Genomic DNA, 22060 nt, shown 5'->3' on the forward strand with positions numbered 1-22060 from the left:
TCCGGAGTTGTTTCCTGCATGAGTTCCCTCGCCGCGGCGGCGCCCCTTGAAACGGCCAGCAAACCGGTCGCCGCCAGCCCTGCGGTCTTTGGCCCGCGCATTGTCATCGGCCTGCTCGGCGTATTGCTGGCGGTGCTGGTGTCGGGCCTCAACGAGATGGTGACCAAGATCGCCCTGGCCGACATCCGCGGCGCCCTGGCCATCGGTTACGACGAAGGCACCTGGCTGGTGGCCAGCTACACCGCCACCTCGGTGGCGGCCATGGCCTTCGCGCCCTGGTGTTCGGTGACCTTCTCGCTGCGCCGTTTCACCCTCTGCGCCATTGCCCTGTTCACCGTGCTGGGCGTGCTCTGCCCGTTCGCCCCGAACTACCAAAGCCTGTTGCTGCTGCGCACCGTGCAGGGCCTGGCTGGCGGCGCGCTGCCGCCGATGCTGATGACCGTGGCCCTGCGTTTCCTGCCGGCCAACGTCAAGCTCTACGGCCTGGCCGGCTACGCCCTGACCGCCACCTTCGGGCCCAGCCTGGGCACGCCGCTGGCCGCCCTGTGGACCGAATACGTCGGCTGGCAATGGGCGTTCTGGCAGGTGGTGGCGCCCTGCTTGCTGGCGATGCTGGCGGTGGCCTACGGCCTGCCCCAGGACCCGCTGCGCCTGGAGCGCTTCAAGGCGTTCAACTGGCGCGGCCTGCTGCTGGGCTTTCCGGCGATCTGCATGCTGGTGATCGGCATCCTCCAGGGCAACCGCCTGGACTGGTTCGGCTCGCCGCTGATCTGCCTGCTGCTGGGCGGCGGCTCATTGTTGCTGGTGCTGTTTTTGATCAACGAATGGTCGCAGCCGATTCCGTTCTTCAAGTTGCAGATGCTCGGCATCCGCAACCTGTCCTTCGCGCTGCTGACCCTGGCCGGGGTGCTGGTGGTGCTGACCGCGGTGATCATCATTCCGTCGAGCTTCCTGGCCCAGGTCCAGGGCTACCGGCCGTTGCAGACCGCCCCGGTGATGCTGGTGATGGCCCTGCCGCAGCTGATCGCGTTACCCCTGGTGGCGGCCCTGTGCAACCTGCGCTGGGTCGATTGCCGCTGGGTGCTGGGCATCGGCCTGACGATGCTGGTGCTGTCGTGCCTGGGCGGCACGCAGCTGACCTCGGTATGGATCCGCGACGACTTCTATGTGCTGCAACTGTTGCAGATCTTCGGCCAGCCGATGGCGGTGCTGCCGCTGCTGATGCTTTCCACCGGCAGCATCCAGCCGATCGAGGGGCCGTTCGCGTCCGCCTGGTTCAACACCGTGAAAGGCCTGGCGGCGGTGATCGCCACCGGCGTGCTGGACGCCCTGACCACCCGCCGCCTGCACTTTCACTCGACCATGCTGGTGGACAGCCTCGGCAACTCGCCGCTGAGCGCCGTCGATGCCGGCAACATCGCCCAGCGCCTGCACCGGCAGGCCGTGGTGCTGACCTCCGCGGACCTCTACTACGTCATGGCCGGCGTGGCGGCGGCCCTGATCCTGCTGATTTTCTGGCTGCCGACGCGGATCTATCCGCCTCGCGCGCCGACTTGAACGTTCACCGAGACAGAAGGTTTTTATGACAATCCACATCAAACACAAAGTCGCCGTCAGTGTGGCGGCGGTCGCGGTCCTCGGCGTGCTGGCGTACCTGGTCACCGGCAAGGCCACCGAGCAAGCCACCAACGACGCCTTCGTCAGCGCCGACTACACCCTGGTGGCCCCGCGCGTAGCGGGGTTCATCAAGGAAGTGCTGGTGGAGGACAACCAGCGGGTCAAGGCCGGCCAGTTGCTGGCGCTGATCGACGACCGCGACCTGCGCGCCGCGGCCCAGGCGGCGGATGCCGAAACCCTGGTGGCCCAGGCGCAGTTGCAGAACGCCCGGGCCACCCTCGACCGGCAAAGCTCGGTGATCGCCCAGGCCCAGGCCTCGGTGGTGGCCGCGCGGGCGGAAATGGCCTTCGCCGAACATGAGCTGAACCGCTACAACCACCTGGCCGGCGTCGGCGCCGGCACGGTGCAGAACGCCCAGCAGGCCAAGACCCGCATCGACCAGGCGAGTGCGCGGCTGGCCACGGCCACGGCGGCCCTGGCGGCGGAACGCAAGCAGGTGGAAGTCCTCACCGCCCAGCGCGATGCCGCCCAAGGCGGCCTGAAACGCGCCCAGGCGGCCCTGGAAATGGCCAGCTATGAGCTGTCTTACACCCGCATCGTCGCGCCGGTGGACGGCATGGTCGGCGAACGCGCGGTGCGGGTCGGCGCCTATGTCACGCCGGGCAGCAAGATCCTCGCCGTGGTGCCGCTGGAGCAGGCCTATGTGGTGGCCAACTTCCAGGAAACCCAACTGGCCCATATGCACCCCGGGCAACCGGTCGAGGTGCGGGTCGACAGCCTGGACGGCGAAACCCTGCATGGGCGGATCGAGAGCCTGGCGCCGGCCACCGGGGTGACCTTCGCCGCGGTCAAGCCGGACAACGCCACCGGCAACTTCACCAAGGTGGTGCAGCGCATTCCGGTGAAGATCCTGCTGGAGCCCGGCCAGCCCCTGGCCGGGCGCCTGCGGGTGGGGATGTCGGTGGAGGCGCGGGTCGATCTCCTCGGCAAGCCTGCCGCCGCGTCCGAGGTGGCCAAGCGATGAGCCGGCGTTGCCTGCTGCAACCGTTGTTTGCCTTGAGCCTGCTGTCCCTGGCGGCGTGCAGCGTCGGCCCGGATTTCCAGCGCCCGGACGGCGCCCGGATCGAGGCCTGGGCCACGCCGCCGAAAGCCGCGCCGAGCCAGGTGGTCGACAGCCCCCTGGACGAGCGCTGGTGGGACGTGTTCAACGACCCGCAGCTGACGGCCCTGAGCCGCCGCGTGCTGAGCGACAACCTCGACCTGCAACTGGCCACCAGCCGCCTGGAACAGAGCCGCGCGGCGCGCCAGGTGGTCACCGCCGAACGTTATCCGAGCACGAGCGCCAGCGGCGGCTACGCGCGCAAACGCAACAGCGGCGAAGGCCTGAACGACCCCTCGGGGCATGCCGGCAAGTCGGCTTTCAACCTGTGGGACGCGGGTTTCTCGGCCTCCTGGGAGCTGGATTTCTGGGGCCGCGTACGGCGCGAAACCGAGGCCGCCGACGCGACCCTGGAAGTCGCGGAAAACGACCGCCGCGGGGTGCTGCTGTCGGTGCTGGCCGAGACCGCCCAGGACTACATCCAGCTGCGCGGCGCGCAGAGCACCCGCGCGGTGACCGAGCAGAACCTCGACGTCGCCCGCCACAGCCTCAAGCTCTCGCAGCTGCGCCTGGCCGACGGCGTCGCCACCGACCTGGACGTGGCCGAAGCCGCTGCGCAGGTGGCGACCATCGAATCGCAACTGCCGGCCTTGCAGCAACGCCAGGCCCAACTGATCAACGCCCTGAGCCTGTTGCTGGGCGAGCCGCCCCAGGCGCTGCACGCGGAGCTGGCGGCGGATGCGCCGGTGCCGCAAACCCCGCGCGAGGTCGCCATCGGCCTGCCGTCGCAACTGGCCGAACGCCGCCCGGACATCCGTCAGGCCGAAGCGCGCCTGCATGCCGCCACCGCCAGCATCGGCGTGGCCAAGGGCGATTTCTATCCGCGCATCACCCTGTCGGGCAACTTCGGCTCCCAGGCCATGCAACTGTCGGACTTCGGCTCCTGGGGTTCGCGGCAGTTCGGCATCGGCCCGCAGTTCAGCCTGCCGCTGTTCGACGGCGGCCGCCTGCGCGGCATGCTGCAACTGCGTGAGGCCCAGCAACAGGAAGCGGCCATCGCCTACCAGCAGACCGTGCTGCGCGCCTGGCATGAAATCGACGACCAGCTGACCCGCTACAACAGCAGCCAGCTGCGCCGCGACAGCCTCGCCGAAGCCGTACGCCAGAACCGGATCGCCCTGCGCACCGCGCAACAGCAATACGTCGAAGGCGTGGTGGACTTCGTCAACGTCCTGACCGTCCAGGGCGCCTTGCTCGCCACCCAGGAACAGCTGGTGGAAAGCTCCACCGGCGTGTCGCTGGCCATGGTCGGCCTGTACAAGGCGCTGGGCGGGGGTTGGGAGTCGGTGTATCCGTTGGCGGACGCTCGGCCGGTAACCATCACTCACTGAAGATGCGCTTTGCCTGGAGGGTGGTAGAAGTGTAATGATAATTGCTCTCAATCACGCGTGGTTCCATTCATGGAAGCAACGACTGACGGCAATACGCAGCTTCATCGTCTCTATCGCGACCATCACGGCTGGCTGCAAGGCTGGTTGCGCAAGCGCCTGGGCGATCGCGAGCATGCGGCGGACGTGGCGCAGGATACGTTTCTGCGCCTGCTGGTCTCGGGGCGTTTTCCCGGGCATCTGGAAAGCCGCAGTTACCTGACGCAGATCGCGCGCAACCTGGTGATCGACCAGTGGCGGCGCCTGCGCATCGAGCGCGCCTACCTGGACAGCATCGCTCACTTGCCCGAGCCGCAATCGCCGTCGCTGGAGACCCGCGCCTTGATTCTCGAAACCCTGATGCAGATCGACGCCATGCTCGACCGCATGCCGGACAAGGTGCGCGAGGCCTTTGTGCTGTCGCAGTTCGAAGGCCTGACCTACGCGCAGATCGCCGAGCGCCTGGGGGTCACCGTCAGTTCGGTGCAGAAGTACATGATCCGCGCCATCCAGGCCTGTTATCAGGTGGTCTACGAAGAATGAGCCGCCACCACGACGCGCCCATCGCGCCGGCCATCGTCGAGCAGGCCAGCGAATGGCTGATGCTGCACTGGGGCGGCGAACTGGACGCCGAACAGCGCCAGGCCTTTGCCCGCTGGCAAACCGCCGACCCCGAACACCTGCGCGCCTGGCAGCGGTTGCAGCAACTGCAACGGACCCTGGGCGAGGTGCCGGCCGAGAGCGCGCGCGCGGTGTTGCGCGAAATCCCCGATGCGCAGCGGCGTTCGGCCTTGAAACTGCTGGGCTTGCTGCTGGTGGTCGGCGGCAGCGCTTACCTGGTCCAGGGCAGCCAGCCCTGGCGCAATGCGTTGGCCGGCCAGCGCACGGCAACCGGCGAGATCCGCCACTTGACCCTCAGCGACGGCACGCGGCTGGACCTCAACAGCGACACCGCCGTCGACCTGCTGTACAGCGACCGCGAGCGGCGTATCCGCCTGATCAGCGGGGAGATCCAGCTGACCAGCGGCCATGACCGCTCGCGCCCGTTGATCGTGGAAACCCCGGCCGGCGATATCCAGGCCCTGGGCACGCGCTTCAGCGTTCGCGAAGTCGACGGCGGCACGCGGGTGAACCTGTACGAGGGCGAGTTGCGGATCAGCCCGCGCCAGGCGCCGGCCGTGCACTTGAAGGCCGGCGCCAGCCTGTGGTTCGACGCCGGCTGGGTGTCGACGGTGTACGCGGCCGACCCGAACGCCAGCAGCTGGAGCGAGGGCCGACTGGTTGCCGAACGCCAGCCGCTGGGGCAGTTCATCGCCGAGTTGTCGCGCTATCGGCCGGGCGTCCTGCGCTGCGACCCCGAGGTCGCCAATCTGCTGCTGACCGGGGTGTTCCCCCTGGACGACAGCGACGCGATTCTGGCCGCGCTGGAACGCTCGCTGCCGGTGCGCGCCCATGCGGTCACCCGCTACTGGGTGACGCTCAAGCCGAGGGCCTGAAGGCTCGCGATTGAAAAAATCCGTTTTTCCCCTTGTCGTTTTTTGCCACCCGTTCGGGATACCTCTTGAAACCGATCAAGACGCATTCTCATGGGGAGTTCCGGAATGCCTTACCAACCGACACCAACCACTCAAACCCTGGCCGGCGCCGTGCGCCGCGGCCTGTTCGCCGGCCTGCTGGCCGTGGCGCCGACGCTGCCCGCGGTGGTCCAGGCCGAAACCGCCAGCCAGAGCGAGTCGCGCCAGTACAACATCGCCGCCGGCAACCTCGACCAGGCCCTGAACCGCTTCGCCAGCGCGGCGGGCATCCTGCTGTCGGTGGATGCGCAAATGACCGCGGGCAAGCGCAGCCCCGGCTTGCAGGGGCGTTATCCGGTCGCCGAAGGCTTGCAACGCTTGCTCGCCGGCAGCGGCTTGCAGGCGCAACAGGCGGGCGGTAGCTGGTTGTTGGTGCCGGTGAGCCAGGACGGTCCGCTGCAACTGGGGGCGACCCAGGTCAGCGCCGCCCAGGTCGAGGAAAGTGCCTGGGGGCCGGTGCAGGGCCTGGTCGCCAAGCGCAGCGCCACGGGCAGCAAGACCGATTCGGCGCTGGTGGAAATTCCCCAGACCATCAACGTGATCACCGCCGCGGAAATCAGCTCCCGCGGGTCCCAGAGCGTCACCGAAGCCCTGCGTTATACGCCGGGCATGACCGGCGGCGGCTTTGCCGACCGGGTGAAGATTTTCGATGAGCCGACCTCCCGCGGCTTCTCGCCCACGCCGCTGTACCTGGACGGCCTGCACCTGCCCTACGGCGGCGGCAGCACCGGCGGCGCCCTGCAGATCGAACCCTTTTCCCTGGAGCGTATCGAGGTGCTCAAGGGCCCGGCTTCGGTGCTGTACGGGCAGAACCAGCCGGGCGGCATCGTCAACATGGTCAGCAAGCGCCCGACCGAGACGCCGCTGCACAGGATCAGGCTGCAAGCTGGCAGCTACGACTACAAAAGCGCCGCCATCGACCTGGGCGGCCCGCTGGACGAGCAGGGCCAGTTCCTCTATCGCCTGACCGGGCTGGTCAACGACAGCCAGTCGGAGATCGACTATGCCGCGCAGAAGCGTCAGTTCATCGCCCCGAGCCTGACCTGGCGGCCCAACGACGACACCAGCCTGACGTTCTTCGGCCAATTCCAGAAGGACAACGACGTGCCCGAGGCCCAGGGCCTGCCGGTCGTGGGCACCTTGTTCGCCAACCCCAACGGCAAGATCGACCGCGACCTGTTCCTCGGCGAGCCGGGGGTCAATGCCTACGACCGCGAGCAGTTCGTCCTGGGCTACGAGCTGTCCCACCGCCTGAACGACACCTGGACCCTGAAGCAGAACGCCCGCTATGCCGATGTCGACGATCATTACCGCGCGCCGCTGCACGGCTACCGCTTCGTCACCAACCCCAAGACCGGGCTCAACGACCAGCGCTACACCACGCGCTACGGCGTGGACTGGAAGCAGCACAACAAGGTGCTGGGGGTGGATAACATCGCCCAGGCCGAATTCGACACCGGGGCCTTGAACCACACCCTGATCGTCGGCCTCGATTACTACCGGTTCAACTCCAAGTTCGATGGCAAGTACGACTACAACCCGCCGATCATCGACCTGTTCACCCCGACCTACGGCCAGGCGCTGAACTTCGCCAACCCCAACCGCTGGGACAACACCATCAACCAGACTGGCCTGTACTTGCAGGACCAGATCAAGCTCGACCAGTGGGTCTTCGTGCTCGGCGGGCGCTACGACTGGGCCGAGGTCGACAACAAGGCGCCGTTGAGCGGCACCCACAGCAACCACAAGGACGAGGCGTTCACCGGGCGCGCGGGCATCGTCTACCTGTTCGACAACGGCCTGGCGCCTTTCGTCAGCTATTCGGAATCCTTCCTGCCGCAAAGCGGCACCGATGTGCTCGGCCAGCCTTTCGACCCGTCCACCGGCAAGCAATATGAAGTGGGGCTCAAATACCAGCCGCCGGGGCAGAGCAGCTTCGTGCAGATTTCGGCCTACGAGCTGGAGCAGGAAAACATGCTCACCACCGACCTGGGCAACCCCGGGTTCAGCAACCAGAGCGGCGCGCTGCGCTCGCGGGGCATCGAACTGGAAGGCAAGGCCAGCCTGACCGACGCACTGGACATGATTGCCTCGGTGTCGCGCAACGACATCAAGTACACCAAGGACAACGACGGCCGCAAAGGCCGGCACCCGGCGGGCAGCCCGCCGCTGACCGCGGCCCTGTGGCTCAACTACAAGCTGCTGGGGGATACGCCGCTGGCCGGCCTGGGAGCGGGCGTGGGCGCGCGGTATGTGCGCGGCAGCTACGGCGACGATTACGCCGGTGCGTTCCAGATTCCTTCCTACACCGTGTACGACGCCGCGCTCACCTACGACCTGGGCCTGTCGCCCCTGCAATGGAAGGGCGTGAAGCTGGCGTTCAACGTGAAGAACCTGGAAAACAAGACCTACGTCGACCGTTGTTCCGGGCCGTTCGACTGCTATTACGGCGAAGGCCGGACCATGGTCTCGAGCCTCAACTACGACTGGTAAGGCGCCTCAGGGGTTCTGCAGGAACACCACGTAGCCCCTGAACCAGGGGCTGTCCTTGAGGTACTCCGGCGCCTGCCAGTCGCCGCCCTGGATCAACCCCACCTTGAACGGCAGGCCCATGCGGTCGAGGCGGGGCAGGTAGGCGGCGTAGTTGGCGATGCTGTGGCGGCCCTGATAGGTCTGCACCACCACTTCGTCGACCACGCCCTTGAGGCCGGCGATGGCCTCGGGGTTGGCGTTGCTGCTCCAGTCCATCAGGCCGGTGATGCTCAGGCGGTACTGCGCCGGCAGGCGCTGGCGTAGGTCGCGCAGGAAGCTGGCGTATTCGTCGAGGTAGCGGGTGCGGGCGTCGAAATCGATCTGGATGCCCACCACCGGGTTGCCGGCCTGCTGCCAGCGCTGTACCTGGCCGAGCAACTGGCCGTAGACCGCCTCCGGCCAGTGCAGGGTGTGGGCGCGGTAGACCACCCAGACCTGGCCCTGGCTCAGCCGGGGAATGCTCATGCCTTGGGCGATGAAATGCACCTTGCCGCTGGGGTCGCGGCGCGAGGCGCTGATCTGTCCCTGGAGGATATACAGGGTCTTGGCCTGGCTCAGCACCGGCTGCGGGGCGACCCCGCTCCACAGCCAGAAGGCGTCATGGTCACGGGCGTCGACCGCCGCCTGGGAGCTGGCGCCGAGCACCAGGCAGAGCGTCAGCAGGCATTGCCACGCGCGGGCCATGGCTTACCAGTAGTACTGCAGCGACTTGCCCCACTGGGTGTCGGCGAAGCTGCCTTTCAACTGGCGGAACCAGGCCTTGCGCACCGCCGGCTCGACTTCCTGGCCACCGCAGCTGTTGTAGCCCGACGGCGCATAGCAATTGATCGCGCGGTACAGGGCGTAGGCGCGGTCGGGGCGCGGTGCCTTGCCGTTGGCGATCACCTGTTTGTAGCCATCGAGGCGCGAATACAGTTCGCCCTTGAAGGCCGGCTCCGTGCCGCCCAGGGACTGGGCGTCGGGCTGACTGTCCAGTGGCATGCCGTCCAGGCCGTTACGCAGGATGAACTCGCCGAAGCAGTTCAGGCCTTGCGGGTTTTTCCCGTCTTTGGCCAGGGTCGCCGCGGTTTCTACGATGCTCGGGCAGGTGTAGCCGGACTCGGCCTTGGCGCCGCTCCACTGGAACAGCTTGAGCGACTGGCCGCTGTCATAGACGTACCCCAGGCTGTAGCCGAGCTTGTCGTCGGGTGCGCTGGCCGGCAGTTGCGCGAGGTCGCTGGCGAAGGCCGCGTACTGGCTGCGCAGCAGGTCCTTGTAGAGCAGCACGAACTGCGCGGTATGGCGCTCCACCGGGTCGGTGGCCTGGCCGATCTGCTGGCGCAGCAGCTCGGGCCCGGCCACATGGCGCAGCAGGGTGAAACGCACTTGCGGGCTGACGATCGGCGAGTCGGCGGCAAACACCTTGGCCAACTGCCGGTTGCGCTCGTAGTTCATGGCCAGGGCCAGTTCCAGTTGCTCGCGCTGCAAGGGCTGCTTGGCCAGGGGCAGCAGTTGCAGCCACAAGGCCTGGGCGCCTGCGCCGTCGTTTTTCGCTTCCAGGGCCAGGCCGCGCAGGGTCTGTTGGCTGAAGGCCAGGTAGTCGAGGCTGGCCGGCGGTTCGGCGGGCAGCTGCTTGAGCGCGGCGTCCGGGTTGTTTTCCACATAGAAGGCGAACGCCGCTTGCAGGTAGTCGTACAGCGCCGGTTGTCCGGCGAAGACCGCCTTCTGCTGCTGCAAGGCGTCGCGGGTCAGCCGGCCTTCGGGTTGCGCGCGCATCCACATCAGGTCGTTGACCGCCAGCAGCAGCGGCGTGTTGACCGGCGTGCGGTTGACCATCAGCAGCTTGGTGTCGACTTCTTCCACCAGCGCGTCCAGCGACAGGTTGCGCTGCTCGTCCTTGGCCTGGGTCATCTGCCAGGCGTAGTCGGCGGCCAGCTTGTCCGGATGGCCGCCGAGCCAGTGCACCCGGCGCAGCAGGCCCTTGGCCGAAGCGGCGTAGGCGCCCTGTGGATAAGTTTTCAGGTAACTGTCGAAGCCGCTTTCGGCCTGTTGCAGCATCGACTTGTCCACATGCTCCAGCGCCGGCATGCCGTATTCGTCGAAGGCGTCTTTCTGGGCATCGTTGAGGGCGGTGCGCGCGGTCATGTACAGCGCGGTCTCTTGCAACCAGGTATTGGGGCTGTCCTTGAGGCTGGCGAACCCCGCGTCGGCTTCGCTGAAACGCCCGCTGTAGAAGTCGCCGGCGGCTTGTAGATAGGTGGCGAACCCCTTGCCCTGCGTGGTCTGCACCGCGCCCGGCAGCAGGCTGGCGAGCTGCGCGTTGTCCCAGTTGCAGGCGGCGAGCAGCTTGACCCGGCCTTGCGCCAGGGCCTGACGTTCGCCGGCCGGCAGGTCGGCGGCGATCAATTGGTCGATAAACGCCTGGGCGCTGGCGTCCGAGTTGCTGCGGCAGCGGCTGCCTTCACCGGAGAGCAAGGCGTCGCCCGCCGCCTGCGGGGTCTCGCGCACCACCTGCAAGCTTTCCAGGCGGCCGTTGAGGTCGTTGTCCGCGGTGGCTGCCGAGGCCTCCGGCTGTTCGGGGGCGGGCGCCGGGTCCAGGCGCGACAGCGAAAACGGCACGGGTCCGTAGCCTTCGGCCAGGTCGTCGGCGTTCAGCGCTTTTGGCGTGAGGGGCAAGGCGCCGCTGTCGGCCAGCAACAGGCGCAGGTTCACCCGGCTGTCATTGCCCGGGTTGAGAAACGGCAGGCTGCTGCAGCTTTCCAGGTGGTCTTTCAACAGGGTCCAGCGCGGGTAACAGGAATCGTCGGAGCTGGCCTGGGCCTGAGTGCTGAGGAGGGCGCCGAGCGCCAGTGTCAAAGACGACAAAAGAACGATACGCATGAATTGTCCCTAATCCGAAACCGTCGAGCCGAAGTGTGGCGCAAATCATACAGAAGGCGCTGGCCGGCATCTAAAATACCCACACGAGCCGCGGCGCGCTGCGCAGGATAAAGGCTGCGCGCTGCCGGGCGGGGATTCGACGCCGTGTCGGGATTGATAAAGATAGTGGCCACTTGCTTGACGCTTGCGCTTGCTGTCTTAGACTCCGCCCATCCGTCAGGGAGTAACGGTTATGCGGTGTGTTCGTGGTTTGGGATTCGGATTGATCTGGCTGGCGAGCCTTGCACAGGCGCAAACCCCCGCCCCAGACGATCCATTGCTGGATAACACCGCCATCGGCGCTCAGGCTGCGAGCGGCAGCGAAGCGCGCGGGGTCTTGCGGGCCAGGGATCAGGCGGTTTTGGCCGGCGAATTGTCCGGGCGCATCGTCGAGTTGCCTTTCAGCGAAGGCGAGTCGTTCAAGAAGGGCGACGTCCTCGCCCGTTTCGATTGCTCGGCCTACCAGGCCCAGCTCAACGCCGCCCAGGCCGCCAGCCGCGGCGCCAGCGAAGAGCTGGCGCACAATCGCCAGCTGGCGTCGCTCAATTCGGTCGGCCGCTTCGAAGTGGCGCGGGCCACGGCCAAGGTCTCCGAGATCCAGGCGCAATCCCAGGTCTATCAGGTGCAGGTCAAGCGTTGCAGCGTGGTCGCGCCGTTCGACGGCCAGGTGGTGGCGCGCAAGGTACAGCGCTACGAAAGCGTGACGGCCGGCGCGCCGCTGCTGGAAATCGTCGACAACCGTTCCCTGGAAATCCACCTGCTGGTGCCGTCGAGCTGGATGGGCAAGCTCAAGGCCGGGCAGACCTTCAGCTTCGTCCCGGATGAAACCGGCAAGCCGCTGACTGCCACGGTCAAGCGCCTCGGCGCGCGGATCGACGAAGGCAGCCAGACCCTGCTGCTGGTGGCGGCCGTGCCGAATGCCGACGGCCTGTTGTCGGGCATGAGCGGTACGGCACGGTTCACGGAGCTCAAATGAACGCGCCGGCAGCAGGCGCCGCCGAGCAGGTCTTCGCGCGGTTCCTCGACCTGGAGCGCCAGACCCGCGCCGCGCGTACGGTCGAGCAACTGGCCTACAGCCTGGTCAACGACAGCCAGGCGCTGTTCGGCTTTCGCCACGCGGCGCTGGTGATCGCCGGTAAGGTCCGCGCGGTGACCGGCGTCAGCGCGCTCGATCCGAATGCGCCGTTCGTGGCCTTCGTCGAACAGGCCGTGGCGCAACTGTTCAAGCTCCAACTGGTGCAGCAGGCGCGGGTGGTGGCGGCCGAGCAACTGAGCGCCGCGGTGCGGGCCGACTGGCAGAGCCTGTCGGCGGCGCAGGTGTTCTGGTTGCCGTTGATCGATCGTCAGGGCGCGGTGTTCGGCGGCCTGTGGCTGGCCCGCGATACGCCGTGGAACCCTGCCGAGCAAGTGCTGCTGTCGCAGTTGGGCGACACCTACAGCCATGCCTGGCTGGCGCTGCAACCGCGCAAACCGTGGCGCCTGCGCTGGACGCGCAAGCGCCAGCTGGCGTTGCTGGCGGTGGCGTTGCTGGGCTTGCTGATTCCGGTCCGGCAATCGGTGCTGGCGCCGGCCGAGGTGGTGCCGTTGGGCGGGCGCGTGGTGACGGCGCCGCTGGACGGGGTGATCGCCGAGTTCCTGGTCAAGCCCAACCAGGCGGTGAAGGCCGGCGACCTGCTGCTGCGTTTTGAAAGCACCACCCTCAACGCCCAGGCCGATGTCGCCGCCCGCGCGTTGGGCGTGGCCGAGGCGGAGTTGAAGGCCAATTACCAGCGAGCCTTCGCCGACGCCGAATCCAGCTCGAAAGTCGATCTGCAGGCGGCACGGGTCGAGCAGAAACGCGCCGAACGCGATTACGCCCGCGAGTTGCTCAAGCGTAGCGAAGTGCGGGCCGAGCGCGACGGCATCGCGGTGTTCGCCGACGCCGAGCGCTGGACCGGCAAACCGGTGCAGACCGGCGAGCGCCTGATGGAAATCGCCGACCCCAACCAGGCCGAGTTGCGTATCGAACTGGCGGTGGGCGATGCGATTGCCCTGGAGCCCGGCGCGCAGGTCGCGCTGTTTCTCGACAGCGACCCGCTGCAGCGCCACCTGGCCAGCCTCGAACGCGCGGCCTATGAGGCACAGCCGACGCCGGGCGGGCAATTGGCCTATCGGCTCGATGCGCGCTTTCGCGACGCGCCGCCGCGTATCGGCCTGCGCGGCACGGCGAAAATCTTTGGCGAGCGCGCGCCGCTGGCGCTGTACCTGCTGCGTCGGCCCCTGGCCGGTCTGCGCCAGAGCGTGGGCCTGTAATGAACCTGCCCGGCCTGCGCGCGGATTTGCAGCTGTCGGCGGCGGCGCCGGCCTTGGACGGGTCGCCGCGCTGGACCCTGGCCGACCCGGTGCGCGGTCGTTATTTCAAACTCGGCGCGGCGGCGATGCGCTTGCTCAGGCACTGGTCCCTGGGGGACGCCGAGCAGGTCCTGCGGGCCGCCAACCGTGAGCCGGGGCTGCCCTTGGGCGGGGCGGAGCTGGAGAGTCTGCTGGGTTTTCTGCGCAGCCACGACCTGATCACCGCCCTGGATGAGCAGCAGCGCGCCAGCTATGCCCTCAAGGCCGCCGCGCAGCGCCAGAGCGTCTGGCAGATCCTGCTGCACCAATACCTGTTTTTCCGCATCCCGCTGTGGCGCCCGGACGCCTTTCTCAATCGGGCCTGGCCGTGGCTGGCGCGGTTCGGCCCGGGGTTGCTGCGCTACGGTTTGCCGCTGACCCTGGGGCTGGGGGTGTTCCTGGTCTCGCGGGACTGGCAGCGTTTCCTGGCGACCTTTCCCCACCTGTTCAGCCTGGGCGGCGCCCTGGCGTTCGGCGTGGCGCTGTTCTTCGCCAAGCTGTGCCATGAGTTCGGCCATGCCTTCATGGCCAAGCGCGCCGGCTGCCGGGTGCAAAGCATGGGCGTGGCGTTCATGGTGCTGCTACCGATGTTCTACACCGATGTCAGCGATGCCTGGCGAGTCAACGACCGCCGCGCCCGCTTGCTGATCGGCGCCGGCGGCGTGCTGGCCGAACTGCTGCTGGCCTGCGTCGCCCTGCTGGCCTGGTCGCTGCTGCCGGACGGGCCGGCGCGCACCGCGGCGTTCATGCTGGCCAGCGCCACCTGGATCACCACCCTGGTGATCAACCTGAACCCGTTCATGCGCTTCGACGGTTACTTCCTGCTCAGCGATTTCTGGGAGGTGGACAACCTCCAGGGGCGGGCTTTCGCCTTGTGTCGCTGGCGTTTGCGCGAGGCCCTGTTCGGCTATGGGCAACCGGCGCCGGAGCCCTGGTCGCCGACCATGCAACGGCGTTTGCTGTGGTGGGGCTATGGTGCGTGGCTGTGGCGCGCGGTGCTGTTTTTCGGGATCGCGCTGGCGGTGTACCACCTGTTCTTCAAGTTGCTGGGCATCTTCCTGATGCTGGTGGAGCTGGTGTGGTTCATCTTCTTGCCGATCGTCCGCGAATGGCGCGAATGGTGGACGCGCCGCGAGCAGGCCCACACACCGCGGGTGTTGCTCAGCGGCCTGGGGCTGCTGGCGGCGCTGCTGCTGGTCGCGGTGCCGTGGCGCAGTTCGGTGGAGGTGCCGGTGATGCTCGAAGCCGGCCGCGCCAGTGCCTTGCATGCGCCGGTGGCGGCGCGGGTCAAGCAGGTGAATGTCAGCGACGGCCAGGCGGTGAGCAAGGGCCAGGTGCTGATCGAACTCGAATCTGCGGACCTGGCTTCGCGCCAAGCCATCGTGCGCCGGGAAATAGACATCCAGCAGTTGCAGATGCGTCGCCGGGCCGGGCGCAGCGAGACGGCGGCCGACGCCGGGATCGTCGAGCAATTGCTGGCCGAGGCCGTGGCCGAATACCGCGGCCTGGCGGCGCAGCGCGAGCGCCTGCTGTTGCGCGCGCCCGAAGCCGGCCAGCTGCGCGACCTGCTGCCGCAACTGCAGGTGGGACGCTGGGTGTCGCCCAAGGACCCGCTGGCCCGGGTGGTCGAGCCGGGTGCGCGGTTGCGCGGGTTTATCGCCGAGGCCGACCTGTGGCGGGTCGCGCCGGGCGCTACTGGGCGTTTCATCGCCGACGACCCGATGCATGCCGCGCTCGAGGTGCAACTGACCGAAGTCGATACCAATGGCGTGGCCTATATCGATCAGGAGGCGCTGACCTCCGACCACCACGGGCCGATTGCCGTGCGCCGCGACGAAGACCGTCGCGCCGAACCGGTCCAGGCGCAGTACGGTGCGCGGCTCAAGGTGCTCGACGACAGCGCGACCCCGAACCAGCCGCTGCGCGGCGTGGTGGTGTTGCAAGGCCGCGGCGAGTCGCTGCTGGGGACTGCCTGGCGGCGTCTGGCGGCGTTGGGTGTGAGGGAAAGCGGGTTCTGAGGTACGGCATTTTCAGGGAGAACACAGATGCTGCAAAACGACTCAGCGATGTCTGACGGATTGGTGGTACGCCCGTCGCGGTCCAGCGACGGACCGTTTCTGCAAAGCCTCTACCGTTCGGCGCGCAGCGATCTGCAATGGATCGACGGCGAACGGGAGCAGGTCGAACAGGTGATCGCCCAGCAGTTCCAGATCCAGGAGCAGGGCTCGGGCGACAACTTCCCCGGCGCCATGCACTACGTGATCGAGAAACTCGGCAGCGCCATCGGCGCCTTGACCACCGATTTCGGCGCCAATGAAATCCGCGTGCTGTACCTGGCGTTTATTCCTGCCGCCCGTGGCCGCGGTTATGGGCGTACGGTGCTGCAAGGCGTGCAGAAGGCCGCCGAGCAGGTCTGCTGCCCGGTGGCCACGGTGGTCTGGGCCAGCAATCCCCATGCGCGCCGGCACTACCTGGCGCTGGGGTTCCAGGTCGAGGAGGCCAACCCGGCGGCCGAGCGGCTGGTGTGGTATCCCGGCCAGCGGCGATAAACCGGCCTGGTCACGGTGCCCGCGGGGTTACCCACGGGCACTGTTGTTTCAGTTGAAGGCGATAAAGAAATAGCCCAGCGTCGGATCACGGCCCAGGGCCGGCACCCGCGATACGAACATGTCTTGCAGGCGCCCGACGCCGGGCAGTTCCAGGTCGCACAGACCGTCGACGAACTCGGTCGGCTCCAGGCTGTTGAGCTCGACGCAGAAGGGCATGCGCGCGCCGTTCGGCATGCGGGCCTGGGGGCTGTCCTTGATGGATTCGATATGGCTCGGCAAGACGCTGCCGTCCGGTAGCAGCAGATTGCAGGGTTGCCCCAGCAAAGGCTGGAAATGCTCACTTTGTAGCAGATGCAGCATGGCGTGACTCCTGTCCGGCCAAAGGACCGGGGGCGTATGCCCCCGGTGCGAACATCAATTGCGCGATGGGAAGAGACCGTTCAAGGCCACGCTGAAGTTGATCACCAGGAATGGATTCATCACCGCCATCGGCAAGCCGTTGCCGGCGGGCGAGACGGTGCCGGTGATCGTGGTGGTGATGCCCTGGAGCGGCACCGGGGAGGCGCCCTGTGCGTCGGAGTAGATGGTCGCGGTGCCCGGTCCGCCGCCGGAGGTGCCGATGAACGAGTTGGTGGCCGTCGGCACGCTGACCGGGTTGCTGGCGGGGTTGGCCAGCTTGATCGCGGTGGTGGAGGTCAAGCCGGCGAGGGTGTGGGTGTGGGCCGGCAGGTTGTTGAGGTTCGGGGTGACGCTCTCGGTGCCGGATACTTCGCCGATGATCCGCGGCGTCAGGCCAAGGCCGTTGCCCTGGCCGATGGGCAGTCGCCCCTGCAGGTTCGGCAACTGGAAGTTGGTACTGCCGTTGCCGCCGTAGTAGGTCCCCAGCAGCGAAAATAATGCCTGGTACTGCGAGATCCCCAGAGTCTGGCCATAACACGAGGCCCAGCCGCTCGGGGGGAAATTAAAGGAAAAAGCTTGAATGGTGCCCATGAACACTTCCATAGTTTTTTATCCTTCAGGTTGATCAGCGGTACTCCCTGAGCCGGTCCTGGTGTCTGGCCTGAAGCTTGACCTTAGGGTCGGACTCCAGGCTGGCTCGTTGACAGCATTGGTTAGCGTAGACGCTCCTCCGCCAGTCGCCTGGGGCGACGCGACGCTTGGTCGAGGCTGGATAAACAGCGATGCTGTGGCAGTACAACGCAGGCGCCGGGAGGGAGCCATGGAGTTTCGCAGAGAGCCGCAATGGCTGCGCACGAGCGAGCCGCGCCTGGCCGGTCGCTGGACGAGCGAGAGGCTGCGCCTGTTCGCGGTGTTGCGGGCCTACTGGCTGCTGCCGATTCTGCTGCTGGCGGCGGCGGTCCGCTTCTACGACCTGACCGCGGCCGCCATCTGGGGCGATGAAGGTTCCAGCTTGCTGCTGAGCCAATACGACTTGAACGAGATCTGGGTGCATGCCGCCCACGATGTGCACCCGCCGCTGTACTTCATGCTGCTCCACGGCTGGATCGCCGCCTTTGGCGACGGCATCCTGGCCATCCGCAGTTTCAGCGCCTGGCCGGGGATCGCCTGTGTCGGGTTGGGAGTATGGCTGGTGGCGCAGATCGCCAGCCGGCGCGCGGCGATTCTCGCCGGGTTCCTGCTGGCCCTGCTGCCCACCGCGGTGCGCTACAGCCAGGAAGTGCGCATGTACGCGCTGCTGGGGGTGTGGTTGCTCGGCGCCACGCTCGCCCTGGTGTACTGGGTCCGGCAGCCGCGGCGCCAGCGCTACCTGGTGTATTACGCGCTGCTGATGGGCGCGGCGTTCTACACCCACTATTTCACCGCGCTCTGCGTGCTCGCCCACTGGCTGTACCTGGCGCTGCTGCGCCTGCAAGCGACTCCGGCGAGCCTGCGCATCCAGCGCCCCGGCTGGTGGCTGGCCAACGTGGCCATCGTGGCGCTGTTCGCGCCCTGGCTGCCGGGGCTGGTGGACCTGCTCCAGCATCTGGACCAGTTGAAGGCCAACGGCGACGTCGGCTGGGAGCCCGCGGTGGAGCTTGCCTCGCTGCCCTCGATGGTCTGGCAACTGCTGACCCAGGACGACGGCGACGGGCTCGCGCCATTGCCGTTCGCCAGCCTGCCGCTGCTGATGCTGGGCGTAGTCGGCCTGGTCGCCTGGCGCGACCGTTCGCCCTGGCGGCTGCACTGGCTGCTGGCGATCTACAGCACGCTGCCGCTGTTGTTGGTGTTCGTGGTGTCGTTCGTTTCGCCGGTCTTCATCGAGCGCTACCTGACGGCCTATGCCCTGGGCCTGCCGCTGCTGGTGGCGATCGCGGTCGACCGGTTGCTGGACCAGGGCCGTTCCGGGGCCCGCGGCCTGGCGCTGGCGGTCCTGCTGCTGTTTGGCGGGGCCGAGGCGCTCGGCCTGAAGAACAACGCCAACGTGGATGCGAACGACCAGATCAGCGCGCTGGTGGACTACGTGAACCAGCACTACGCGGCCGGCGACCGGATCGTCACCAGCGACTTGTTGTGGTACCTGAGCTACGTCTACTACAACCGCACCGACGCCCAGCCGCTGCTCTACACCCCGCCCGCGCCGAACGGCGCCTCGACCCGGCCCAATGCCTACGGTTTCGGCACCTTGGTCGATCAGCAGGCTGCGACCCTGTACGTCGATTACTTGTCGGCGCTGCCGCCGGGTACCGGTCGCGTCTGGCTGATCAGCACCGCCGACCAGCCCGACGAGTTCGCTCCGCTGCCCGGCGCCTGGCGAGAAAGCGCCGAATTCACGGCGGGCAACGTCAGGGCGCGGCTCATGCTGGTGTGCGGCGCGGCGCGGGCGGGAACAGCGCTGCCGGCGGCGTGCGCCCAGGCTGCGAAGCCGGCCGGATAAACGCCTGAGGCGGCGCCGAGAAAAAAGTTATGGGCGGTGGCGTTTCGGGGCCTGCCGGGCTTAATCGATTCACTTTCAGGCGCAGAGCGGTTGACCGATCTTAAACACAATTTTTTTGTGGTCTTGATCGAAAATTGATAGCAAAACACCATTATGCGGTTATCTGATACTGCACTAGGATTTGTCTCATAAGGACTTATCGCTAGGGTGAAGGGATTGCCGCAGTTCCACTTTATCTCCGGTTTACCGCGCTCAGGGTCGACCCTGCTGTCTGCCATTTTGTTGCAGAACCCGCGCTTTCACGCCGGCATGACCAGCCCGGTCGGTGCGCTGTTCAACGGTGTTCTCGAACAATGCAGTGCCGGCAGCGAGTTCGGTGCCGTCATCGATCGCGACATGCGCCGCCGCCTGTTGCACGGGCTGTTCGACTCCTACTACGCCGACCAGGCCGACAAGCCCGTCATCTTCGATACCAACCGCCAGTGGTGCGCGCGCCAGCCGGCGTTGCGCGACCTGTTCCCCAAGGCGCGGACCATCGCTTGCGTGCGCAACGTCGCCTGGGTCATGGACAGCCTCGAACGGCTGTACCGGGCCAACCCCTTCGAAAACACCAAGCTGTGGGGCGATGCGGTCGAGCGCAACTCGGTCTACAGCCGTTGCGAAACCCTGGCCCAGCACAACCGGCTGGTGGGTTATGCCTGGACGGCCTTGAAAGAGGCCTATTACGGCGAACACGCCGATGCGCTGCTGATCGTCGACTACGACCTGCTGAGCCAGGCCCCCGAACGGGTGATGCGGCTGGTCTACGACTTCATCGGCGAGCCCTGGTACGAGCACGACTTCGACAGCCTTGCCTACGACGCGCCCGAGTTCGACCAGGCGCTGGGGCTTTCCGGCCTGCACAAGGTCAAGGCGCGGGTGGCGCTGGAGTCGCGGCGCACGATCCTGCCGCCGGACCTGTTCGAGAAGTACGCGCAGCTGTCGTTCTGGAAGGACGGCGCCGCCAGCGCCGCCAATGTCATTCGCATGAAATCCGACGCCGCGGTCCGTTGATCGCGGCTTTTTTCTATCTGCATCTTTCTGAACGTTCGAGTCCGGGTGAGCATCATGTGGTGGAGCAAAGGTAAGTCGCGGGTTTCCCAACGGACCGACGGCCGGGCGAATGCCCTGGCTGCGCCGCTGATCATGCCTCTGGAGCCGCGCCTGCTGTTCGACGGCGCGGTGGCCGCCACCGTGGCCGACGCTGCCCAGCCGGACGCCCATACCACCACCGATGCGGCCAAGACGCCGACCGCCGCCGATCAGGCCAGCGTCAGCAAGGACACCCATGGCCAGGTCGATGCGCCTGCCGCGGCAGCCCCCAGCGCGGTGCCAGGGCAGACGGTGGTGTTCGTCGACTCGCGGGTCAAGGACGCCGGCAGCCTGCTCAAGGGCATCGCGCCCGGCACCCAGGTGGTGCAACTCAATGCCGGCCAGGACGGGCTGCAGCAGATCGCCGATTATCTGGAGCAGCATCAGGGCGTGAGCTCGGTGCAGATCATCGCCCACGGCAATGCCGGGGACCTGTGGCTGGGCGACAGCTACCTGTCGGCCGACAACGTGCAGGCGCGCGCCGCCGTGCTGGCGGACATCGGCAAGGAGATGAATGCCGGCGGCGACATCCTCATCTACGGCTGCTACACCGCCGAGGGCGAGCGCGGCCTGAATTTCGTCGAATCCCTGGCGCAGCTGACCGGCCGGGACGTGGCCGCCTCCACCGACCGCACCGGCGTGGGCGGCGACTGGGAACTGGAGATCGCCACCGGCACCATCGAAAGCGCCAACGTGCTGTCTGCCCAGGCGATGCGGGACTATCAGTGGGGGCTGGCCACCTGGACCGCCACCAACAACGCCAACACCGGCGTCGGCTCGCTGCGGGCGGCGCTGGCATCGGCGCAGAACGGCGACATCGTCACCTTCAGCAGCGGCATGACGGTACAGCTGACGGCCGAGCTGCTGGTCAACAAGAACGTGACTATCGATGGCGACTTGAACAACGACGGCGTCGCCGACGTGACCCTGGACGGCCAGTACCGCACCCGGGTCATCGAAGTGGCCTCGGGCAGCACCGTGACCCTGGATGGCCTGGTGATTACCCGCGGGCTGGTTTCCGGCAATGGCGGCAACGGCGGTTATGGCGCGAGCGGCTCCATGGCCGGGGGGATTTTCAACGCCGGCAATCTCACGCTCAAGAATGTCACGGTGACCTCCAACGCGGCCTCGGGCGGTGGCGGCGGGGGCGGTGTCACCGGGGCGTTCTATGGCGGCGGCGGTGGCGGCGGTGGTGGGCTGGGCGGCCAGGGCGGTGGCCATGGCGGCACGGCCGGCCCCGGCGTCGGCACCCTGGGTGGCCAGGCTGGCAGCGGCGGCACGGGCGGCTATGGCGGTGGTTACGACGCCACGCACATGGGCGGTCGCGGCGGCACCACCACCGGCGGCACGGGCGGCCTGGGCGTGTCCTACTACAGCAATGGCGGCAGCGGCGGTACGGCCAGCAATGGCACGATTTCCATCGGCGGCGGCGGTGGCGGCGCCGGGTGGGACAAGGTCGGCGGCGCGGGCGGCAATGCGGTCGGCGGCATCTACAACGGCACTACCGGCACCATCACCGTGATCGGTACCTCGACCATCAGCAACAACATCGGCGCCGGCGGTGGTGGTGGCGGTGGCGGTGGCCAGGGCAGCAACGCCAGCAATGGCGGGATCGCGGGCCGGGGCGTGGGCGCGATCTGGAACAAGGGCACGCTGCTGATCACCGCGGCCAACTTCGCCGCCATGAGCGGCAACGCGGCCGGTAGCGGCGCTGGCGGCGTGGCCCTGGGCGGCGGCTCGAACGGTACTTCGCCGACCGCGGTGGCCGCGATCTACAACGACGGCGGCGTGCTCAATACCGCGTATGCGCCACCGCCCACCGCGACCATCGTGGTCGCCGACAATGCCTTGAGAATCGGCGAAACCTCGTTGGTGACCATCACCTTCAGCGAGGCGGTAACCGGTTTTACCAATGCCGACCTGACCATCGCCAACGGCACCCTGACAGCGGTCAGCAGCAGCGACGGCGGCATCACCTGGACCGCCAC

General features: G+C 67.3%; 17 protein-coding genes. 13 read left to right on the forward strand and 4 right to left on the reverse strand.

What is annotated here, in order from left to right:
* Nucleotides 1–18 precede the first annotated feature (18 nt).
* From BTN82_RS00155 to BTN82_RS00180, 6 genes are all read left to right on the forward strand, one after another.
* On the forward strand, nucleotides 19–1557 hold the full coding sequence (locus tag BTN82_RS00155; protein WP_075117171.1) for an MFS transporter: 1539 nt from the start codon (nucleotides 19–21) through the stop codon (nucleotides 1555–1557).
* A 25-nt stretch (nucleotides 1558–1582) separates the two neighbouring features.
* The gene (locus tag BTN82_RS00160; RefSeq protein ID WP_075117172.1) at nucleotides 1583–2641 is read left to right on the forward strand and encodes an HlyD family secretion protein; all 1059 of its coding nucleotides are present in this window, start codon (nucleotides 1583–1585) and stop codon (nucleotides 2639–2641) included.
* Nucleotides 2638–4107 carry an efflux transporter outer membrane subunit gene (locus BTN82_RS00165; protein WP_075117173.1) on the forward strand — a complete coding sequence of 490 codons (1470 nt, stop codon included), beginning with the start codon at nucleotides 2638–2640 and terminating at the stop codon, nucleotides 4105–4107. The genes BTN82_RS00160 and BTN82_RS00165 overlap by 4 nt, the downstream gene beginning before the upstream one ends.
* A 69-nt stretch (nucleotides 4108–4176) precedes the next feature.
* Nucleotides 4177–4686, forward strand: coding sequence for a sigma-70 family RNA polymerase sigma factor (locus BTN82_RS00170; RefSeq protein ID WP_075117174.1), 510 nt, complete (start codon nucleotides 4177–4179; stop codon nucleotides 4684–4686).
* Nucleotides 4683–5639 (forward strand): FecR domain-containing protein, encoded by a 957-nt coding sequence (locus tag BTN82_RS00175; protein ID WP_075117175.1) that lies wholly within the window; start codon nucleotides 4683–4685, stop codon nucleotides 5637–5639. Before BTN82_RS00170 ends, BTN82_RS00175 begins: the two co-directional genes overlap by 4 nt.
* Nucleotides 5640–5744: 105 nt before the next feature.
* Entirely contained in the window at nucleotides 5745–8210 is a 2466-nt protein-coding gene (locus BTN82_RS00180) for a TonB-dependent siderophore receptor (protein WP_075117176.1), read from the forward strand.
* Nucleotides 8211–8216: 6 nt separating this feature from the next.
* Here BTN82_RS00180 and BTN82_RS00185 read toward each other — a convergent pair whose 3' ends face one another.
* Both BTN82_RS00185 and BTN82_RS00190 read right to left on the reverse strand, forming a co-directional pair.
* Nucleotides 8217–8933 (reverse strand): DUF3142 domain-containing protein, encoded by a 717-nt coding sequence (locus BTN82_RS00185; RefSeq protein ID WP_075117177.1) that lies wholly within the window; start codon nucleotides 8931–8933, stop codon nucleotides 8217–8219.
* 3 nt (nucleotides 8934–8936) lie between these two features.
* A complete protein-coding gene (locus BTN82_RS00190) occupies nucleotides 8937–11108 on the reverse strand; it encodes an outer membrane assembly lipoprotein YfiO (protein ID WP_075117178.1) in 2172 nt (723 codons plus the stop codon).
* A 232-nt stretch (nucleotides 11109–11340) separates the two neighbouring features.
* Between BTN82_RS00190 and BTN82_RS00195 the strand changes: the two genes are divergently transcribed.
* From BTN82_RS00195 to BTN82_RS00210, 4 genes are read left to right on the forward strand one after another with little or no spacing between them, the layout of a single operon-like run.
* Complete coding sequence (locus tag BTN82_RS00195; protein ID WP_075117179.1) at nucleotides 11341–12123, forward strand: efflux RND transporter periplasmic adaptor subunit; 783 nt, start codon at nucleotides 11341–11343, stop codon at nucleotides 12121–12123.
* Nucleotides 12120–13439: an efflux RND transporter periplasmic adaptor subunit gene (locus BTN82_RS00200; protein ID WP_075117180.1), complete on the forward strand. Its 1320-nt coding sequence runs from the start codon at nucleotides 12120–12122 to the stop codon at nucleotides 13437–13439. Before BTN82_RS00195 ends, BTN82_RS00200 begins: the two co-directional genes overlap by 4 nt.
* Complete coding sequence (locus tag BTN82_RS00205; RefSeq protein ID WP_075117181.1) at nucleotides 13439–15535, forward strand: biotin/lipoyl-binding protein; 2097 nt, start codon at nucleotides 13439–13441, stop codon at nucleotides 15533–15535. Before BTN82_RS00200 ends, BTN82_RS00205 begins: the two co-directional genes overlap by 1 nt.
* A 27-nt stretch (nucleotides 15536–15562) precedes the next feature.
* On the forward strand, nucleotides 15563–16066 hold the full coding sequence (locus tag BTN82_RS00210; RefSeq protein ID WP_075117182.1) for a GNAT family N-acetyltransferase: 504 nt from the start codon (nucleotides 15563–15565) through the stop codon (nucleotides 16064–16066).
* Between the two features lie 48 nt (nucleotides 16067–16114).
* Here the strand turns inward: BTN82_RS00210 and BTN82_RS00215 are convergent, their stop codons facing one another.
* Together BTN82_RS00215 and BTN82_RS00220 are read right to left on the reverse strand one after the other, a co-directional pair.
* Nucleotides 16115–16426 (reverse strand): DUF6916 family protein, encoded by a 312-nt coding sequence (locus BTN82_RS00215; protein WP_075117183.1) that lies wholly within the window; start codon nucleotides 16424–16426, stop codon nucleotides 16115–16117.
* A gap of 54 nt (nucleotides 16427–16480) precedes the next feature.
* Nucleotides 16481–17068 carry a phage tail protein gene (locus BTN82_RS00220; protein WP_075117184.1) on the reverse strand — a complete coding sequence of 196 codons (588 nt, stop codon included), beginning with the start codon at nucleotides 17066–17068 and terminating at the stop codon, nucleotides 16481–16483.
* Nucleotides 17069–17285: 217 nt separating this feature from the next.
* Between BTN82_RS00220 and BTN82_RS00225 the strand changes: the two genes are divergently transcribed.
* The 3 genes from BTN82_RS00225 to BTN82_RS00235 form a co-directional block, all read left to right on the forward strand.
* Nucleotides 17286–18941, forward strand: coding sequence for a glycosyltransferase family 39 protein (locus BTN82_RS00225; protein ID WP_075117185.1), 1656 nt, complete (start codon nucleotides 17286–17288; stop codon nucleotides 18939–18941).
* Nucleotides 18942–19148: 207 nt separating this feature from the next.
* Nucleotides 19149–19994, forward strand: coding sequence for a sulfotransferase family protein (locus tag BTN82_RS00230; protein WP_075117186.1), 846 nt, complete (start codon nucleotides 19149–19151; stop codon nucleotides 19992–19994).
* Nucleotides 19995–20048: 54 nt separating this feature from the next.
* A partial coding sequence (locus BTN82_RS00235) for a DUF4347 domain-containing protein (RefSeq protein WP_148169435.1) occupies nucleotides 20049–22060 on the forward strand: 2012 nt, incomplete at its 3' end.

The organism is Pseudomonas chlororaphis (assembly GCF_001921865.1).
GTDB lineage: Bacteria > Pseudomonadota > Gammaproteobacteria > Pseudomonadales > Pseudomonadaceae > Aquipseudomonas > Aquipseudomonas chlororaphis_D.

Coding starts and splice junctions, on each gene's coding strand:
- BTN82_RS00205 (WP_075117181.1), top strand. CDS start 13,439: ATGAACCTGCCCGGCCTGCGCGCGGATTTGCAGCTGTCGGCGGCGGCG.
- BTN82_RS00170 (WP_075117174.1), top strand. CDS start 4,177: ATGGAAGCAACGACTGACGGCAATACGCAGCTTCATCGTCTCTATCGC.
- BTN82_RS00225 (WP_075117185.1), top strand. CDS start 17,286: ATGGAGTTTCGCAGAGAGCCGCAATGGCTGCGCACGAGCGAGCCGCGC.
- BTN82_RS00200 (WP_075117180.1), top strand. CDS start 12,120: ATGAACGCGCCGGCAGCAGGCGCCGCCGAGCAGGTCTTCGCGCGGTTC.
- BTN82_RS00215 (WP_075117183.1), bottom strand. CDS start 16,426: ATGCTGCATCTGCTACAAAGTGAGCATTTCCAGCCTTTGCTGGGGCAA.
- BTN82_RS00180 (WP_075117176.1), top strand. CDS start 5,745: ATGCCTTACCAACCGACACCAACCACTCAAACCCTGGCCGGCGCCGTG.
- BTN82_RS00210 (WP_075117182.1), top strand. CDS start 15,563: ATGCTGCAAAACGACTCAGCGATGTCTGACGGATTGGTGGTACGCCCG.
- BTN82_RS00220 (WP_075117184.1), bottom strand. CDS start 17,068: ATGGAAGTGTTCATGGGCACCATTCAAGCTTTTTCCTTTAATTTCCCC.
- BTN82_RS00160 (WP_075117172.1), top strand. CDS start 1,583: ATGACAATCCACATCAAACACAAAGTCGCCGTCAGTGTGGCGGCGGTC.
- BTN82_RS00165 (WP_075117173.1), top strand. CDS start 2,638: ATGAGCCGGCGTTGCCTGCTGCAACCGTTGTTTGCCTTGAGCCTGCTG.
- BTN82_RS00155 (WP_075117171.1), top strand. CDS start 19: ATGAGTTCCCTCGCCGCGGCGGCGCCCCTTGAAACGGCCAGCAAACCG.
- BTN82_RS00185 (WP_075117177.1), bottom strand. CDS start 8,933: ATGGCCCGCGCGTGGCAATGCCTGCTGACGCTCTGCCTGGTGCTCGGC.
- BTN82_RS00195 (WP_075117179.1), top strand. CDS start 11,341: ATGCGGTGTGTTCGTGGTTTGGGATTCGGATTGATCTGGCTGGCGAGC.
- BTN82_RS00175 (WP_075117175.1), top strand. CDS start 4,683: ATGAGCCGCCACCACGACGCGCCCATCGCGCCGGCCATCGTCGAGCAG.
- BTN82_RS00190 (WP_075117178.1), bottom strand. CDS start 11,108: ATGCGTATCGTTCTTTTGTCGTCTTTGACACTGGCGCTCGGCGCCCTC.